Here is a 15,422-nt window from a genome sequence, read left to right as displayed (position 1 = left end):
TGGTCACCTCCAGGGCGGAGAGTTTCGCGGCCAGCAGCGCCTCGACGTCGGCGTCGTCCAGGGCGGCGACCCGGGCGACCAGGTCGGCCGGCCCGTCGGGGGCGGCGGGGTGCTGGCCGCCGGGGGCGGCGTCGTGGGCTCGGGGAACAGTTCGCGGAGCAGGTAGTCGGTCAGCCGGGTCACCGTGGGGTGGTCGAAGGCGAGGGTGCTGGGCAGGTGCCGGCCGGCGAACACGCCCAGCGCGTTGCGCAGTTCGACCGCCATCAGCGAGTCCAGGCCGAGTTCCCGCAGCGGCTGCTGCGGGTTGACCGGCTGTGCCGACGGCAGGCCGAGAATGGTGACCGCGACGCGCTGCACGTACTCCTGGAGGAGTTGGCGGCGCTCGGTGGGGTGGGCGTCCTCGATCCGCTCGCGGGCGCCACCGGTCGGGCCCTGGCCGGTCGGATCCAGGTCGGTCGGGTTTTGGTCGGTCGAGCTGGCGGCGGGTGGCGTCTCGGCGCGGCGCAGTCGGGCCAGCAGCGCCGGCGGACGGTCGCCGTAGCCGCGCAGGTGGGTCGGCCAGTCCACGGCGAACACCCCGGCCTGGGTCGTCCGGGCGTCCAGCACCCGGCCGAGGGCGTCGGTGGCCTCGTCCGCCGGCAGCGCCCGGAAGCCCTGCGCGGCGAGGCGCTGCCGCTGCCGGTCGTCCAGGCGAGCGGCCATGCCGCCGTCGGCCCACGGTCCCCAGGCGACACTGGTCGCGGCGAGGCCCCGGGCCCGCCGGTGGTGGGCGAGCGTGTCGAGGAACGTGTTGGCGGTGACGTAGCTGCTCTGCCCGGCCGAGCCGAGCAGCGCGGCCACCGACGAGCAGAACACCAGGAAGTCCAGCGGTAGGTCCCGGGTGAGCAGGTGCAGGTTCCAGCCGCCGGCCACCTTGGGGGCGAGCACCCCGGCGAACCGCGACCAGGTCTGCTGGGCGAGCACCCCGTCGTCGAGCACCCCGGCGGCGTGCACGATCCCACGCAGCGGCGGCATGGTGGCGGCGATCTCGGCGAGCATGCCGGCCAGCGCGTCCGGGTCGGCCACATCGGCCTGTCGGGTGTGGATCCGCGCGTCCGGGTGCAGGTCGCGCAGGGTCGCGGCGACCTCCGCCGAGGGCGCGCTCCGGCCGAGCAGCACCAGGTGGCGGGCACCCCGGTCGACCAGCCAGCGGGCCACCGCCGGGCCGATCCCGCCGAGGCCACCGGTGATCAGGTACGTCGCGTCGGGGCGCACCACGGGCGGGTGGTCGTGGGTCACCACGACCTTGCCGACGTGCCGTGCCTGGGCCATGTGGCGGAACGCGTCCACCGCCCGGTCGAGCGGGAAGGCCCGCAGCGGCAGCGGGGCGAGCCGTCCCGCGCCGAGCCCGTCGGTCAGTTCGCGCAGCGTCTCCCGGATCAGCGCCGGGTCGGCGTCGGCGACCGCGCCCAGGTCGAACGGGTGGTACTGCACGTCGGGCCGCAGCCGGGCAACCCGCTCGGCGTCCCAGATGCCGCGCTTGCCGATCTCCAGGAAGGTGCCACCCTCGCGCAGCACGCCGATGCTGCGCGGGATGAACTCGTCGGCCAGCGAGTTCAGCACCACGTCCACGCCCTGCCCGTCGGTGCGGTCGCGGATCGCGTCGGCGAAGTCGAGGGTGCGGGAGTGGAACACGTGCCGGACGCCCAGGTCGGTGAGGACCGGCCACTTGGCGGGGCTGGCGGTGGCGAACACCTCCGCCCCGGCGGCGTGGGCCAGCCGTACGGCGGCCAGTCCGACGCCGCCGGCCGCCGCGTGGATCAGCACCCGCTCGCCGGGCTTGAGCCGGGCCAGGTGGTGCAGCCCGTACGCGGCGGTGAGGTACGTGACCGGGACGGTGGCCGCCTCGGCGTAGTCCAGCCCGGCGGGGATCGGTGCGACCCGCGCGGCGGAGACCGTGACGTAGCTGGCGAAGCTCGCCGGGGCCAGCGCGAGGACCCGGTCCCCGACGGCGAGGTCGGTGACCCGTGCGCCGACGGCGACGACCTCGCCCGCGCACTCCAGACCGAGCGGGCCGGCCTCACCCGGGTACATGCCGAGGGTGTTCAGCACGTCCCGGAAGTTGAGTCCGGTGGCGTGGACCCGGATCTCCACCTCGTCGGGTTCCGGCTGACGGCGGGTGGCCGGTTCGAGGGTGAGGTTCTCCAGCACGCCGCGTTCCCGGATCCGCAGCCGCACCGGGCGGTCAGCTACGGCCGGCGACTCGGCGGGCACCAGCCGAGGCACGTGCACGACGCCGTCGCGGAGCGCGGCCTCGTCCTCGCCGTTGGCGGCGAGCAGCAGGTCGGCCAGTTCCGGGGCCACCGGCCGGGGGTCGGCCGGGTCGAGGTCGACGCACCCGCAGCGCAGGTCGGCCCGTTCCCGGTTGACCGCGCGGGCCAGCCCCCAGGCGGGGGCGTGGGTGACCGTGACCGGCTCGCCGGAGACGACCGCCCGGGCGCCCCGGGTGACCAGCCACAGCCGGGGCGCGGTGGAGTCGTCGACGGCCGGGGTGGACACCAGGTCGAGCACCCGGCGGACGGTCCGCTCGTGGGCGACCAGCACCTCCTCCAGGGCCGGCTCGCCGGCCGGAGCGTCGAGGCCACCGAGGTCGACCACGCCGCGCCAGGTCCGGCCGGGCTGCCGCAGCGGCCCGGTCGGGTCGGCGTCCGGGGGCAGCAGGTCGACCCGCTCACCCCGGGACCGCAGCAGGTCGGCGAGGGCGGTGCCGGTGCCGCCGTGGTCGGCCAGGAGCAGCCAGTCGCCGGGGCCGGAGGTCGGGGTGGTCGACTCGGCCGGCTCCCAGGCGATCTCGTACCGGTTTTCCGGGGCGGCGGCGCCGTGCAGGGCGTGCCGGTCGGCGCGGCGCAGCAGCAGGCCCTCGATCCGGGCAGCCAGGACCCCATCGGCGGTACGCAGTTCGATGTCGGCGACGGCCGCCTCGGCGCTGCGGCTGCGCAGCCGGGCGTGGCTCCACACCTGCCGGCCGGGCGCGGTGACCGTGGCGAAGCGGTCCAGGCCGATCGGCAGCCAGGCGTCGGCCGGGTCGTCGGGGAACGCGGCCAGGGCCACCTGGAGGGCGGCGTCGAGCAGCGCGGGATGCCAGCGGTAGTCATCGGAATCGTCAGCCAGGGCGACCCGGCCGACGGCCTGGTCGGTGCCGCGCCACAGCTCACGAACGCCGGTGAAGGCTGGGCCGTACGCGATGCCGGCCGACCGGAGGCGCTGGTAGAACGGCGCGACGTCGACCGGGGTGAGCCTGTCGGGCAGCGTCGCCGGGTCGCGGCGGTCGGCCGGGGGCGGGGTGTACTCCCCCACCCCGCCGGTCGCGTGCCGGGTCCACGGCTGGTCGTGGCCGCCGGTGGCCGGCTGGCTGAACACCTGCACCGTCCCGTTGCTGAGGTGGTAGCAGGGGTCCCCTGTTACCGCTTTTTGCGTAGCAGGGGACCCCTGCAACCACCCGGCGCCGGCGCCGGCCGCCGGGGTCAGCACGACCTGCACCGACCGGGGCGCGTCGTCCGACAGGACCAGCGGCTGGTGCAGCATCAGGTCGGTGACCTGGGCCGGGGCGGTGCCGCCGTGGGCGGCCAGGGCCAGCTCGAGGTACGCGGTCATCGGCAGCAGCGCCGCGCCGTGGATCCGGTGGTCGCCGAGGAAGCCCCCGGCGTCGAGAACGTTGTCGAAGGTCGGCACGGCGGTGTTGATGCGTCGGCCGAGCAGCGGGTGGCCGCCCGATGCCGGGGTCCGATGTGCCGGGCGGGGCGTGCCGCGCAGCCAGTGCCGCTGGCGCTGCCAGGGGTAGCCGGGCAGCGGCACGCACCGGCCGGGGATCGGGTGCGCGCGCGTCCAGTCGACGGTGTGGTTGGCGCGGTAGAGCCCGCCGAGCGCGGTCAGCAGGGTGGTCCGGCCGTCCGCGCCGGCCCGCATCGACGCCAGCACCACGCCGGGCCGACCGTGCCGCTCGGCCTGCTCGACGATCGGCCGCGCCAGGACCGGCTGCGGGCCGACCTCGAGCACAGTGCAGCCGGCACCTGCCCCGTCGAGTTGGGCCAGGGCCGCCGCGAACCGGACCGGCTGCCGGATGTTGCGGGCCCAGTACGCCGGGCCGTAGTCCCCGTCGGTGGCGGGGAGCCCGGTCACCGTGGACACGATCGGCACGACGGCCGGGCGGGGCGTGATGCCGTGCAGCGCCTGGATCAGCAGGGCCTGGAAGGGTGCCATCTGCGGGCTGTGGAAGGCGTACTCGACCCGCAGCGGCCGGCTGGACACGCCCCGTTCGGCGAGGACGGCCAGCACCTCGGCCAGCGCGTCGGCGTCACCGGCCAGCACCGTCGAGGTGGGGCTGTTGACCGCCGCGACGGTCAGCCGGTCACCGTACCGGGCCACGGCCTGCGCGGCCTCGTGTTCCGGCAGCGCCACGGTGGCCATCCGACCGAGTCCGTGCGCCGACTGCATCACCCGACCCCGGTGGTACGCCACGCGTACCGCGTCCTCGAGGCTGAGCACCCCGGCGACGTGGGCGGCGGCGACCTCGCCGACGCTGTGGCCGATCACCGTCTCGGGTTCGACGCCCCACGAGCGCCAGAGCGCGGCGAGGGCCACCTGCACCGCGAAGAGCGCGGGTTGCGCGACCTCGGTGCGGTCCAGCCGGGAGCGGTCCTCGTCGGCGACGATCTCGTCCAGCAGTGACCAGCCGGCGAGGGCGTGGAACAGTTCGTCGCAGCGGCGCAGCGTCTCGGCGAAGACCGGTTCGGCCGCCAGCAGGTCCCGGCCCATGCCGGCCCACTGCGCGCCCTGGCCGCAGAAGACGAAGACCGGTCCGGCCGGGATGTCCGGGACGGCCGCCTCGGCCGGGGCGGGGGCGTCGACGACGGCCGCCAGCCGGTCGGCCAGTTCGGTGTGGCTGCGGCCGGTGACCGCCGCCCGGAACGGGTGGTGGCTGCGCCGGACGGCCGCCGTCCAACACAGGTCACGCAGCGGCACGTCGGTGTCGGCCAGCATCGACCGGTACGCGCCGGCCAGCGCACGCAGCGCCTGCGGGCTGCGGGCGGACAGCGGCAGCAGCTCCACCCGGTCGGCCGCCCCGACTGCGGGCGCGGGGGTGTCCATGACCGCGCGGGTGTCCCCAGCGGGGGTGTCCATGACCGCGCGGGTGTCCCCAGCGGGGGTGTCGTCGGCGGGGGCCTCCGCCAGCACCAGGCAGCCGTTGGTGCCGGACCAGCCGAACGAGCTGACCGTGGCGTACCGGGGGTGCTCGCCGCGGGGCCAGGGGCGCAGCTCGGTCGGGATGACGAACCGGGTCCCGGCCAGCGAGGTGTTCGGGTTGAGGGTACGGAAGTGCAGGTGGGGCGGGACCGCCTCGTGCCGCAGCGACAGCACCACCTTGATCAGGCCGGCGATGCCGGCGGCGGCCTCCAGGTGGCCGATGTTGGTCTTGACCGAGCCGAGGGTGATCGGTCGGCTCTGCCCGGTCGCCGGGCCGAACACCTCGGTCAGCGCCTCGATCTCGATCGGGTCGCCGAGCGCGGTGCCCGTGCCGTGGGCCTCGACCGCGTCGACCTCCGCCGGCTCGACGCCCGCGTTGGTCAGTGCCTGCGCGACGATCTGCCGCTGGGACAGCCCACTCGGGGCGGTCAGGCCGTTGGTCCGGCCGTCCTGGTTGACCGCCGTACCACGGATCACCGCGAGGACCGGGTCGCCGTCGCGTCGCGCGTCGGAGAGCCGCTTGAGCACCACCGCGCCGCAGCCCTCGCCACGTACGAAGCCGTCGGCGGCGGCGTCGAAGGTCTTGCAGCGGCCGTCGGCGGCCATCATCCGCATCTTGGTGGTGGCCATCGCGAAGTGCGGGCCGAGCGCCAGGTTCACCCCGCCGGCCAGCGCGGTCCGGCACTCGCCGCTGCGCAGGCTCTGCACGGCCAGGTGCACCGCGACCAGGGAGGACGAGCACGCGGTGTCCAGGGCGACGCTCGGCCCGCGCAGGTCGAGCAGGTACGAGATCCGGCCGGCGAGGACGCTGTGCGAGGTGCCGGTGCCGGTGTAGGTGTCGATCCGTTCCGGGTCGGCGAACTGGAGCCAGGTGTAGTCGTTGCTGTGGCTGTGTACGCCGACGAAGACGCCGGTGGCGCTGCCGGCCAGCTGTTCGGTGGTCTGCCCGGCGCTCTCCAGGGCCTCCCAGGCGACCTCCAGCAGGAGCCGCTGCTGCGGGTCCATCTGGTCGGCCTCCCGGGGCGAGATGCCGAAGAAGGCCGCGTCGAACCGGTCCACCTGGTCCAGGAAGCCGCCCCACCGGCTGGCGACCCGACCGGGCGTGGTGGGGTCCGGGTCGTAGAGGGTGTCGGCGTCCCACCGGTCGGCGGGCACCTCCGAGACCGCGTCGACCCCGTCGCGCAGCAGGGCCCAGTACGCCTCGGGGCTGTTCGCGCCGCCGGGGAAGCGGCAGGCCAGGCCGACGATGGCGATCGGCTCGGTCCGGGCGCGCTCGCTGGCCTCGATTTTGGCGCGCAGGTCGCGCACCGCGGTCAACGCGCGGTGCAGCGTGGCCGCCGAGGGGTGTTCCGCTGAGGGCATTGTCGGTTCCTTGTCCGCCGTCAGGAATCGAGGTCGTTGAGTTCTTGCACGAGCAGCGCCGCCAGGTCGTCGACCGAGAGGTCGCCCAGGTCGTCGTCGACCGAGAGGTCGCCGAGGGGGTCGTCGACCGAGATGCCACCCCGCCCGCCGGCCGGTCCGGGGTCGGCGTCGTCGGGGCCGTCCGGTGCGGTGGGCGGGTCGAGCGGGATCGCCATCCGCTCGGCCAGGTAGGGCACCAGCACCGCGATCGTCGGGTAGTTCCAGATGACCGTGGACGACAGCGCGATGCCGAGGCCCGCCTCCAGGCGGTTGCGCAGCTCCAGCGACATCAGCGAGTCGAAGCCGAGGCTGCGCAGCGGAGTGCCGACGCCGATCCGGGCCGGGGCCAGGCGCAGCACCCGGGACGCCTCCTGGCGGACGTACGTCTCCATCGCCGCCCGGCGACGGCGTCCCGGCTCGGCGGCCAGGAAGTCGGCGCGGGCGCCGGCCGCCGCCGGCTGGCCGACCGCGTCGGCGCCGAGGTGGGCGAGCTGGTTGCTGCGGGCGGCGGCCGGGTAGGCGGCCACCCACTCGGCGGCGTCGAACGGCATCACGGCGACCTGGGCGGTGTCCCGCCCGAGCAGCCCGCCGAGGACGGTGACGCCCTGGTCCGGGCTGATCGCGCGCAGGCCACGCAGCGCCTCCTGGCCGCCCTGCTCCAGTCGGGCTGCCATGCCCACCGCCGACCAGGGGCCCCAGTTGACGCTCAGCGCCGGCAGGCCGGCGGCCCGACGGGTGTGGGCCAGCGCGTCGAGGAAGGCGTTGCCGGCGGCGTAGCCGCCCTGGCCGGGTGAGCCGAGCACGGAGGTCACCGAGGAGAACAGGACGAAGAAGTCCAGCGTCTCGGTGCGGGTCTGGTCGTGCAGGTGCCACGCGGCGTCGACCTTGGGACGGGCCACCCGCCGGTACCGTTCGGCGGTCTGCTGGAGCAGGATGCCGTCGTCCAGCACGCCGGCCGCGTGCACTACGCCGCGCAGCGGCGCCAGGTGCTCCCGGACGTGGCCGAGCACCCGGGCCACCTCGTCGGCGACGGTCAGGTCGGCGGCGAGGGCGACCACCTCCACCCCGGCCCGGGCCAGGTCGTCGAGGACCGGCCGGGCGGTGTCCGGCGCGCCGGTACGGCCGACCAGGACGAGCTGGCGGGCGCCGGAGTCGGCGAGCCAGCGGGCGACGCCGAGGCCGAGTCCGCCGAAGCCGCCGGTGATCAGGTAGCTGGCGTCGGGGCGGATCCGGGCGGCACCGGGGGCCGGGGTGACCGGGACGGTCTGCCGGTCGGTCACGGTCAGCACGATCTTGCCGATGTGGCCGGCCTGCTCCATCAGGTGGAACGCGTCGCGTACCTCGGCGACCGGGAACCGGTGGGTCGGCAGCGGGCGCAGCTCTCCGGCGTCGACCCGGGCGACGATCCGGCGCAGCAGCGTGCCGAGCAGCACGGTCCGCTCGGTGAACATCCGGTCCAGGTCGACCGCGAAGAAGGACAGGTTGCGGCGGAACTCGCCGAGTCCGATCGGCCGGTCCTGGTGGATGTCCCGCTTGCCGATCTCCACGAACCGCCCGTACGGGGCGAGCGCGGCGATGCCGTGCGTGATGAACTCGCCGGCCAGGGAGTTCAGCACGACGTCCACGCCCTGCCCGCCGGTGGCGGCGCGGGCCTGCTCGGCGAAGGCGGTGCTGCGCGAGTCCAGCACGTGCGGCACGCCCAGCGAGGTCAGGTAGGCGCGTTTCTCCGCGCTGCCGGCGGTGGCGAACACCTCCGCCCCGGCGGCCTGGGCGAGCTGCACGGCGGCTAGGCCGACCCCACCCGCGGCGGCGTGCACCAGCACCCGCTCGCCCGGTTCGATCCGGGCGAGGTGTTCCAGGGCATACGCGGCGGTGAGGAAGGCGATCGGGATGGTCGCGGCATCCGCGAAGTCGAGACCGGCGGGCTTCGGCGCCACCAGTCGCGCGTCGGCCCGTACGTGGCTGCCGATGCACCGGCGGCCGACGGCCACCACGGGGTCGCCGATCCGCAGGTCGGTGACGTCCGGCCCGACGGCGGCCACCACTCCGGCGCACTCGTCGCCCAGGGTGACCGCCGCGTCGTCCAGGCCGGGGTACGCGCCGAGGGTCTTCAGCACGTCCCGGAAGTTCAGGCCGCTGGCCCGTACCTCGATCAGCACCTCACCGGGGCCGGGCGGGGCCGGGGTGAACGGACGCAGGTGGAGCTGGTCGAGGGTGCCGGCCCGGTCGAGTTCGAGGCGGAACGGACGGTCGCCGGCCGGTTCCGCGACGGCGGTCGCCGCGCCGGGGGCCCCGGCGACCAGCCGGGAGACGAGCAGGTCGCCGCCGCGCAGGGCCAGGTCGGGCTCCTCTGCCGGGACGAGCAGCGCGGTGAGCAGGGCGGCGTCCTCGTCGGGCAGGTCGGTGCCGAGGTCGACGCGGGTGCAGCGCAGGTCGGGGTGCTCGTGCGCGATGGTCCGGCCGAGCCCCCACAGCGGGGCCTGCAACGGCGCGGAGACCCGGTCGCCGGGCACCGCCGGCTGGCTGTCCCGGGTGACCAGCCACAGCCGGGGCCGCTGCGCCGGCGGGAGGTCGTGCAGCGCCCGGACCAGGTTCAGCACGCTGTCGGCGACCAGCCGGTGGGCGTCCTCCAGGGCGGTCGGGTCGGGCTTCGGGTCCCCGGCGTCCAGCGCCCAGCGGTGGATCACGCCCCGGCAGGGCCGGTCCGCGCCGAAGGCGTCGGCGAGCAGGTCGCTGAACTGTTCGGGGCGGGTCGGGTCGAGTTCGTACCGGTCGGCGGCGAGCCGCCGGTAGGTCGGGCCCGGCCGGACGACGACGCAGGTGCCGCCCCGGGCCGCCAGCGCGGCGTCGAGGGTGGTGTCCCGGTCGGCGAGCAGCAGCCACCGGCCGGCCCAGTCGGCGTCCCCGGGCGGGGTGGCCAGGGGTTCCCAGCGGATCTCGTGGAGCAGGCCGGCGTCGGCGGCGTCGCGCGCCAGGCGGCGCAGGCGCAGGCCGTCGACGACCAGCAGGACGCGGCCGTCGTCGGCGCGGACCACGAGGTCGACCGTGCGCGCCTCCGGGTCGCTGGCGTCGGCGGGCCGCAGTCGGGCCCGGCAGGACAGCGTCGATCCGGGGCGTTCCCGCAGGTCGAGCCGCTCGATCCGGACCGGCACCCAGGTGTCGTCGGCCGCGCCAGGCAGGGCGGCGATCGCCACCTGGAGGCAGCTGTCCAGCAGCGCGGGGTGCACCCGGTACCCGCCGGCCGGTTCCTCGGCGAGGTGGATCCGCGCCGACGCCGCGCCGTCGGCCCGCCACATCTGCCGTACGCCCTGGAAGCGCGGGCCGTAGTCCAGGCCCCGGTTGCGCATGGCCGCGTAGTGCTCGTCCCCGGTCAGCTCGGGGCCGTCCGTTCCGGGGGTGTCGGCGAGGTCGGGGGCGACGGCGGATTCCCCGGCGCGGACGCTGCCCCGGGCGTGCACCTGCCAGTCGCCCGGCTGCCCGTTCTCGTCGGGTTGCCGGCTGGCGCACTGGAAGGCGAGCTGGCCGGACGGGTTCCCGGTGAGGGTCACCTGGACCGTGGTGGGCCGTTCCCCGGACGGGGCGAGCGGCGCGACGACGTCGAGCTGCTCGACCGTCCGGGCCGGCGTGCCGAGCAGTTCGCCGACGGCGGCCAGGGCCATCTCCACGTACGCCGTGGCGGGCACGACGACCTGGCCGCGCACCCGGTGGTCGGCGAGATACGGCAGCGCGTCGACGTCGATCTCGGTGGTCCAGAGGTGGGCACCCAGCGACGACTCGACGTGTTCGCCGAGGAGCGGGTGGCCGCCGGTGCGGCGGGCGCGGGCGGGCGCGGTGGCCGGCTCGTCGGCCCAGAACCGTTCCCGCTGCCAGGGGTAGTCGGGCAGGCGGACGACCGCGCCGGGGGTCGGGTGCAGCGCGGTCCAGTCGACCGGTACGCCCCGGCGGTACAGCTCACCGGCGGTGTCCAGCATGGCCAGCCGCTCCGGGTTGTCCCGCCGGGTGGAGGCGAGGACCACGCCGTCGCCGCCGCGCGCCCGGCAGCTCTGTTCGATGCCGGCCGCCAGCACGGGATGCGGGCTGATCTCGAGGAAGCAGGTCGACCCGTCACCCAACAACCGGTCCACCATCGGCGCGAACCGCACCGGCTCCCGCAAATTCTCCCACCAGTACCCCGCATCCAACTCCGTACCAGCAAGAACCTCCCCCCGCACCGTCGAATACAACGGCACCACCGCCCGACGCGGCGACACCGGCACCAACCGCGCTACCAACTCATCCCGCAACTCATCAACCTGCGGACTGTGCGACGCCACATCCACCTGCACCCGCCGCGCGAACACCCCCCGACCCGACAGCGACGCCACCACCGCGTCCACCGCCTCCGACGAACCCGCCACCACCGTCGTCACCGGCCCATTCAGAGCCGCCACCACCACCGCACCACCAAACGGAGCCACCACCGCCTCAACCTCACCGGCCGGCAACTCCACCACCGCCATCGCCCCACGACCCGAAATCCGCCGCAACAAACCACTGCGCTCACAGATCACCCGAGCCGCATCCGACAACGACAACGCCCCAGCGACATACGCCGCCGCGACCTCCCCCATCGAATGCCCCACCACCGCCGCAGGCTCCACACCCCACGACCGCCACAACGCCGCCAACCCCACCTCAACGGCAAACAACACAGGCTGCACCACATCGATCCCCTCAGGAACCGACTCCCCCTCCAACACCTCCACCAACGACCAGTCCACAAACTCCGAAAACGCCGCCCCACACTCCCGCAACACCCCACGGAACACCGGCTCACACCGAGCCAACTCCCGACCCATCCCCCACCACTGACCACCCTGACCCGGAAACACGAACACCACCCGGCGGGCCGGGCCGGCGGGTACCGGGTCCGACGGGCGGCCGTCGGCGAGGTGGGCCTCGAGTTGGGTGAGGAGGTCCGCGCGGGAGGTGGCGGCGACGGCGAGCCGGACGCCGTGGTGGGTCCGCCGTACGGCGGCGGTGTGGGCGAGGTCGCGCAGGTCGAGGTTGGGGTGGCGGCGGAGCAGGTCCACGGTGCGCCGGGTCAGGTCGGTCAGCGCCGCCGGCGTGTGCGCCGACAGCGGCAGCAGTACGGCGTCCCCGGTGTCCCGCCCGCCCGGCGCACCTCCGGCGCCGCCGGGCATGGCGGACGCGGGGGCCGGGTCGTTCGACGCGACCATCGGCACGTCGGACGCGGTGCCGGGCGCGGTCTGCGAGGTGGGCCGGGCCGGGTCGGCCGGCGTGTCCGATGCGGACGGCCACGCGACCGGCACCACGTCCTGCGGGTACAGGGCCGGCCAGTGGATCGGCTGTCCGAGCTGGTAGAGCCGGGCCGCCGTGTCGAGCAGCGCGGCGCGCTCGTCCTCGTCCCGGCGGGTCGAGGCGAGCGTCATGCCCCGACCGGGGTGTCGGGCCTGGCTCTGCTCGATGGCGGCGCCGAGGACCGGGTGGGGGCTGATCTCGAGGAAGCAGGTCGACCCGTCACCCAACAACCGGTCCACCATCGGCGCGAACCGCACCGGCTCCCGCAAATTCTCCCACCAGTACCCCGCATCCAACTCCGTACCAGCAAGAACCTCCCCCCGCACCGTCGAATACAACGGCACCACCGCCCGACGCGGCGACACCGGCACCAACCGCGCTACCAACTCATCCCGCAACTCATCAACCTGCGGACTGTGCGACGCCACATCCACCTGCACCCGCCGCGCGAACACCCCCCGACCCGACAGCGACGCCACCACCGCGTCCACCGCCTCCGACGAACCCGCCACCACCGTCGTCACCGGCCCATTCAGAGCCGCCACCACCACCGCACCACCAAACGGAGCCACCACCGCCTCAACCTCACCGGCCGGCAACTCCACCACCGCCATCGCCCCACGACCCGAAATCCGCCGCAACAAACCACTGCGCTCACAGATCACCCGAGCCGCATCCGACAACGACAACGCCCCAGCGACATACGCCGCCGCGACCTCCCCCATCGAATGCCCCACCACCGCCGCAGGCTCCACACCCCACGACCGCCACAACGCCGCCAACCCCACCTCAACGGCAAACAACACAGGCTGCACCACATCGATCCCCTCAGGAACCGACTCCCCCTCCAACACCTCCACCAACGACCAGTCCACAAACTCCGAAAACGCCGCCCCACACTCCCGCAACACCCCACGGAACACCGGCTCACACCGAGCCAACTCCCGACCCATCCCCCACCACTGACCACCCTGACCCGGAAACACGAACACCACCCGGGGCGGCGACGACGGCGCGGGAACGGGTTCGGACGTGGGGGCGAGCCACTGGTCGAGTCGGTCGACCAGCTCGTCCCGGGTACGGGCGGGCAGGGCGAGCCGGTACGGCTGGTCGGTGCGCTGGCGGGCGGCGGTGTAGCCGAGATCCGCCAGGGCGACCGGGCCGGTGGCGGCCTCCCGTACGGCGCGGGCGGCCACCCGCAGCGCGGCGGGATCCGGAGCGGACAGCGGGAGCAGGTGGACCGGTTGCGGGGTCGCCCCCTCCAGTACCACGTGGCAGTTCGTGCCGCCGAAGCCGAAGGCGCTGACGCCGGCGAGCGGCTTCTCCTCCGGGGACGGCCAGGACTCGACGGTGCCGGGGACGCGCAACCGGAGCCGCTCGAAGTCGATGTGCGGGTTCGGCTGGGTGAAGTGCAGGTTCGGCGGGACGGTCTGGTGCCGGATCGCGAGCGCGGTCTTGATCAGGCCGGCGATGCCGGCGGCGGCCTCCAGGTGGCCGATGTTGGTCTTGACCGACCCGATCACCAGGGGCCGGTCGGCGGGACGGTTCGCGCCGAGCACGGCGCCGATCGCGTTGGCCTCGATCGGGTCGCCGAGGAACGTTCCGGTGCCGTGCGTCTCCACGTAGTGGACCCGCTCGGGCGCCACGCCCGCCCGCTGGTAGGCGGCCTGGAGCATGGCCACCTGCGCCTGCGGGTTGGGGGCGGTGAGCCCGTTGCTGAAGCCGTCGTTGTTGACCGTCGAGCCGCGGATCACGCAGTGCACCGGGTCGCCGTCGGCGAGCGCCCGGGACAGCGGCTTGAGCACGACGATGCCGGCGCCCTCGCCCCGCACGTAGCCGTTGGCCCGCGCGTCAAAGGCCTTGGACCGGCCGTCCGGCGCCATCGCCCCGAACTTCGACATCGCCACGGTGCTGTCCGGGGCGATGGTCAGGTTGACGCCGCCGGCGAGCGCCACCGTCGACTCGCCGGAGCGCAGGCTCTGGCAGGCGAGGTGGACCGCGACCAGGGAGGACGAGCAGGCGGTGTTGACGGCCAGGCTCGGCCCCTGGAGTCCGAGCAGGTACGACACCCGGGCCGGGATCACGCTCAGGTCGTGGCCGGTCGCGGTGTGCGCGGTGACGTCCTCGGGATCACGGGCGGCGAGCCGGGCGTAGTCCTGCCACATCGCGCCGCAGAACACGCCGGTGGGGCTGTCCTTCAGGCTGCCGGGGGCGATGCCGGCGTCCTCCAGCGCCTCCCACGCCAGTTCGAGGAACAGCCGCTGCTGCGGGTCCATCTGGATGACCTCGCGCGGGGCCAGACCGAAGAACCCCGCGTCGAAGTGGTCCACCTGGTCGAGGAAACCGCCCCAACGGGTGCTCGTCCGGCCCGGCGCGTCCGGTGCGGAACTGTAGAAATGGTCGACGTCCCACCGATCGGTCGGCACCTCAGTAATGGCGTCGACACCCTCGGTCAGCAATTGCCAGTAGGCGTCAGTGTTCCGTGCTCCCGGGAAGCGGCACGCCATTCCGATGATCGCGATCGGTTCCGATTCGCGTACCGCCGGGCGGGCGTCCGGCACGGAGGGTGCCCGATCCCCCGCGCTGAGGAACCGCACCAGCGAATCGATGGTCGGGTGGTCCCAGACAAGGGTCGCCGGAAGTGGCCGCCCGAGAAACTGGGAGAGCCCGGCGATAAGTCCTGCGGCGCGCAGGGAAGTGAGACCGTACCGGTGGAATCGCTCGTGCGCGTCCAGACCAGCGGCGTCCAGACCGAGCTGGACGGCCAGGTGCTGCCGGAGCCATTCCTCCACCGTCGGCGCGGTGGGCGAATCGTGACGCGACGCTGCCTGATCGGGATGCTGCATGGACGTGTCCTCAGGGGAGAGTGCTCCGTCGACCGGGCCCGGCCGGGCCTCGTCGTCGAGGTGGCGCGGGTCGACCGGTCGGGGAGGTGCCGACGCGGTGGGTAGCAGGCTCGGAAGTCGGGTCAGCAGGTACGGGCGCCCCCGGTCGCCACCACGGCCCCGGGCACGGCCCGGGGACGCCAGCGCGCGCCCCGGTCCGACCCTGGTCGCACTGGCGACGGACGGAGAAAAGCTACCTTCGGCGATTCGGGGACGGCGGAATGTGTCGTCGGCGCGCCTATTCCGGGCCACGGTGCGCGGCCGGACGTCGACCGCTCAGAAACCTCACCCACAGCACACCCCAATATCCATTCCCGCCCCGGCCGACCTGTCCCAGCAGGTCGGGAATGGGCACGGGTCACCACCGGCCCAGGGGCCGGAACAGCCACCAACAATTCCGCCACAGCATCAGCCCGGCGGGGTCTTTCACGCAACTCCAGTGGATCGCACCGGGATGCTAGCAGCGGCGCTGCTTGCGGACGCAACCAACTTCGTTACGCCGGTTTTGGACAGTCTTTTGTCGATCAGGGGAGCCCGGCGGGCAGGCTCGGTCCACTGTGGCACAGCCAGCCGCCTCATAATTTCGGGGAAGATACATATCTCGATCGAATG

General features: G+C 74.3%; 2 protein-coding genes. Both read right to left on the bottom strand.

Translation table 11 applies throughout. From position 1 onward, the window contains the following. Window positions 1-3: 3 nt before the first annotated feature. Window positions 4-6,585, bottom strand: a complete 6,582-nt coding sequence (locus tag GA0074692_RS07565; protein ID WP_091640815.1) for a type I polyketide synthase — start codon at window positions 6,583-6,585, stop codon at window positions 4-6. 20 nt (window positions 6,586-6,605) lie between these two features. Further along, window positions 6,606-14,771, bottom strand: a complete 8,166-nt coding sequence (locus GA0074692_RS07560; protein WP_091640811.1) for a type I polyketide synthase — start codon at window positions 14,769-14,771, stop codon at window positions 6,606-6,608. Between the last annotated feature and the right edge of the window lie 651 nt (window positions 14,772-15,422).

Source organism: Micromonospora pallida (assembly GCF_900090325.1).
Lineage (GTDB): Bacteria > Actinomycetota > Actinomycetes > Mycobacteriales > Micromonosporaceae > Micromonospora > Micromonospora pallida.
This window is presented reverse-complemented; position numbering and strand designations above follow the sequence as displayed.